Origin of the sequence: Labrys sp. 22185, from assembly GCF_052045555.1 — a bacterium.
Classification (GTDB): Bacteria; Pseudomonadota; Alphaproteobacteria; order Rhizobiales; family Labraceae; genus Labrys; species Labrys neptuniae.
In genome coordinates this window covers 1-3,864 of record NZ_JBQEPH010000026.1, presented here as the reverse complement: position 1 = coordinate 3,864, position 3,864 = coordinate 1, and the positions used below count along the sequence as shown (strand labels likewise).

The 3,864-nt window shown below is 64.7% G+C and carries 2 protein-coding genes and 2 pseudogenes; all 4 read left to right on the top strand.

Annotated features, from left to right (window positions below; all coding sequences use genetic code 11):
- Positions 1-943: pseudogene (locus ACTJKX_RS30260) on the top strand (hypothetical protein); the annotation flags it as partial.
- Positions 909-1,274 carry a hypothetical protein gene (locus tag ACTJKX_RS30255; RefSeq protein ID WP_440727530.1) on the top strand — a complete coding sequence of 122 codons (366 nt, stop codon included), beginning with the start codon at positions 909-911 and terminating at the stop codon, positions 1,272-1,274. The pseudogene ACTJKX_RS30260 and the gene ACTJKX_RS30255, both read left to right, overlap by 35 nt.
- Before the next feature lie 42 nt (positions 1,275-1,316).
- Entirely contained in the window at positions 1,317-3,488 is a 2,172-nt protein-coding gene (locus ACTJKX_RS30250) for a type I secretion system permease/ATPase (protein WP_440727529.1), read from the top strand.
- Positions 3,485-3,864, top strand: a pseudogene (locus ACTJKX_RS30245) (HlyD family type I secretion periplasmic adaptor subunit); the annotation flags it as partial. The gene ACTJKX_RS30250 and the pseudogene ACTJKX_RS30245, both read left to right, overlap by 4 nt.

The following is a 3,864-nucleotide window of genomic DNA, read 5'->3' as shown; positions in this document are numbered from 1 at the left end:
GGCTGGAGGGGCCGTCGCCATCGGCCTGGGTCAGAAGGCCATCGGTGATGGCGCGGTGGCGATCGGCGACCCGAATGTGGCCAACGGCACAGGTGCCGTGGCGCTCGGCGCCAACAATACCGCCGCCGGCAACACGACCGGCACCACGGCGGCGAACGGTGCCGTCGCGCTGGGCAATGCCAATTTCGCGGTCGGGCAGGGTTCCGTTTCGCTCGGCAATCAATCCAATGCCGCGGCTGCCGGTGCTCTTGCTTTCGGTGACAAGGCCACGGGCGCAGCCGCCAATGCCGTTGCTCTCGGCTCCGGCTCGAATGCAGGCAATGCCAACGACGTCGCTCTGGGCGCCGGCTCTACCACGGCCGCCGCGGTGAACACGCCGAGTGGCACGATCAACGGCACGAGCTACAATTATGCCGGCAATGCCGCCAATTCCACGGTGAGCGTCGGCTCCTCCGGCAAGGAACGGACCATCACCAATGTTGCGGCCGGCCGGATCAGCGGAACCTCAACCGATGCGGTGAACGGTTCGCAACTCTTTGCCACCAACCAGGCGGTGAACGCGATCGGCACGTCGGTGACGACGATCGGCAACAACGTCAACAATCTCGCCGATGCCGTGGTGAAATATAACGACCCGGCAGTGAAGAACAAGATCACGCTCGGGAATGCCGGCGCGCCGGTGACCATCGGCAATGTCGCCAACCGCATTGCGGTCAATGACCCGGTAAACGTCGGCCAGCTCGACGCGGCCAGCCAGATCGCGAACAAGGGCTGGAACCTTTCGACCAACAACGGTTCAACGACCGCCAATGTGGCGCCTAGCGGCACGGTGGATCTCAACAACACCGACGGCAACATCGTTATCAGCCAGTCCGGCTCGAATGCCAGTTTCGGGAATTTAAGAAAATATGACTATAAGCTCAACCGTAACCAACCCGCCTGAAAGCAAGATCCGCGAGATCGATGTCGTCGCAACAGATCGGCGTATCGACGGCGCTTTTGCCGGCGACGGCGTACCGTTCATCTACGAACCCATGCGCGGCAGTTCCGGCGTCTCGCCCTGGTTCAGCGAGGTGCGCGGCCAGCCTGCTTCAACACCGGCTTCGGACGCCCTGCAAGGCTTCTTCGACGGCTGGATCAACACCCTGGCCTCTTGGACGCTGTCGGGTTCGGCCACGATCGGTCAGCATCACGATCTGTTCCAGAGTGGGCTCCTGGCCTCCAGTGGTGGCAGCGAACCCACCCATGGCGGCTGGGGCTCATCGCCCCGATAGGCACGATTTTCGACGTTCACCCTTGTTTCTCTCCGAGCCTTCATGGACCAAGCTTCCGCTCCTGCCGCCCCACCCGAGCCGCTCGATTCCGGCCTGAGGGCTCTGTGCGGCATCGCCGCTTTTTTCCGGATCGCCGCCGATCCCAAGCATCTGGCCGGCGAACTCGCCCTAACCGGGCGTCTGGCCAGTGAACGCGATCTGGTGCGCGCGGCCACGATGATTGGCCTCAAGGCCCGTATCGTGGGCCAGCTCACGCCCAAGCGCCTGGAGACCATCCCGGTGCCGGCGATCGTCAGGGTGGCCGACGGCTCCTTCCAGGTCTTCGGCGGCAAGAACCCCAGCGGCAAGTTCCGCCTGATCGATCCGATCACCCGCATCGACCGCGAACTGTCCTTGGAAGCCGTCCTTGCGCAGATCGGCGGCCAGGTCCTGCTGGTCGGCCGGCGCCTGCAAGGAGCGGGCTCGGATCCGCGCTCCTTCGGCCTTGGCTGGTTCCTGCCTTCGCTCTGGCGTTACCGCAAGCCGCTCGCCCATGTGTTGCTGGCTTCGCTCTTCGTGCAGATCTTCGCCTTGGTGACGCCGCTGTTCTTCCAGGTCGTGGTCGACAAGGTCCTCTCCCATAAGGGCTATTCAACCCTGTTCGTGCTGGTCGCCGGCATCGCCATCATCGGCCTGTTCGACGTGGTGCTGCAATATCTGCGCAGCTACGCCCTCTCCCACACCACCAACCGCATCGACGTCGAGCTCGGCCAAAAGCTGTTCGGCCACCTGCTGCGCCTGCCACTCGGCTACTTCGAGACGCGCTCGGCCGGTCAGACGGTGGCCCGGGTGCGGGAACTGGAGACCATCCGCAACTTCCTCACCGGCCAGGGGCTGTTCTCGGCCATCGACCTCGTCTTCACCATCGTCTTCATCGCGGTGCTCTGGGCCTATAGCTGGAAGCTCACCCTCATCGTCATCGGCTCGATCCCGCTCTACATCCTGATCGCCGTGGCGGTGCGGCCGTCGCTCCGCAAGATGATCGAAGAGAAGTTCAACCGCGGCGCCATCTCCCAGCAATTCCTGGTGGAGGCGGTGGTCGGCATCCAGACGGTGAAGGCCGGCGCGGTCGAGCCGGTGATGCATGCCCAATGGTCCGAGCGCCTGGCCGCCTATGTCAGAACTTCCTTCGATGCAACCATGCTGGCGGCCGGCGGCCAGAACGCCATCCAATATGTCTCCAAGTTCTCCACCGCCTTGCTGCTGCTGTTCGGAGCCAAGGCGGTGATCGATGGCGAACTCTCGGTCGGGGCTCTTGTCGCCTTCAACATGATCGCCGGGCAGGTGACGCAGCCGGTGCTGCGCCTGTCCCAAATCTGGCAGGACTTCCAGCAGGTCAAGATCTCCATGGACCGGCTCGGCGACATCCTCAATACACCGACGGAGCGCTCGCCCCAGACCAGCCTGGTGCTGCCGCCGCCGCGTGGCCTGATCGAATTGAGGAATGTCACCTTCCGCTATCGGCCCGGCTCGCCGGAAGTGCTCAAATCCGTCTCGCTTGCCGTCCAGCCCGGCGAGGTGATCGGCATCGTCGGCGCCTCGGGCTCGGGCAAGTCGACCCTGACCAAGCTGGTCCAGCGCCTCTATACGCCGGAGGAAGGCCAGGTCCTGCTCGATGGCGCCGACCTCTCCCAGGTGGATCCAGCCTGGCTGCGCAGCCAGATCGGCGTGGTGCTGCAGGAGAACCTGCTGTTCAACCGCTCCATCCACGACAACATCGCCTTCGCCAACCCGGCCCTGCCGCGGGCCAACGTCATCGCCATCGCCAGGCTTGCAGGGGCGGACGAGTTCATCGCCAAGCTGCCGGCTGGCTATGACACCATCATCGAGGAGCGCGGCGCCAATCTCTCCGGCGGCCAGCGCCAGCGCATCGCCATTGCCAGAGCCCTTGCCACCAATCCGCCGATCCTGATCTTCGACGAGGCGACCTCGGCGCTCGATTATGAGAGCGAGCGGGTGATCCAGACCAATATGCGCCAGATCGTCCAGGGGCGCACCGTGATCATCATCGCCCATCGCCTTGCCGCGGTCCGGCCCTGCAACCGCATCGTCGGCATGGCGGATGGCCGCATCGTCGAGATCGGCAGCCATGCCGAGCTGCTGGCCAGGCCAGACGGTGTCTATGCCCGGCTCTGGGCCCTGCAGAACGACAGGATGGAGGCGGCCTCATCATGAACGCGCAATCCCCACCGCCCAATGCCGGCCGGCCCATTCCCAGGCCGCCCAAACGCCTCAAGCCGCGCCGCTCGGACCAGGAGTTCCTGGCGCCGGCCCTGGAGATCCTGGAGACGCCGCCGTCGCCGGTGCGCATGGCCCTGATCGTGATCATCTGCGCCTTCGTGGTGGTTTCCCTGCTCTGGTCCTACTTCGGGCGCATCGACATCATCGCGGTGGCGCAGGGCAAGTTCGAGCCGGCGGGCAAGGTCAAGATCATCCAGCCGTTAGAGGCAGGCAAAGTCAAAAGCCTGCCCCCCGTCGACGGCAGCCATGTCAAACGGGGCGAGGTGGTCCTCGCGCTCGACGCCACCGAGGAATTGGCGGAAGAGGCAGG

Bases quoted from the DNA above. Each gene is read 5' to 3' on its own strand.
- ACTJKX_RS30255 (WP_440727530.1), top strand. From the start codon at position 909: ATGACTATAAGCTCAACCGTAACCAACCCGCCTGAAAGCAAGATCCGC.
- ACTJKX_RS30250 (WP_440727529.1), top strand. From the start codon at position 1,317: ATGGACCAAGCTTCCGCTCCTGCCGCCCCACCCGAGCCGCTCGATTCC.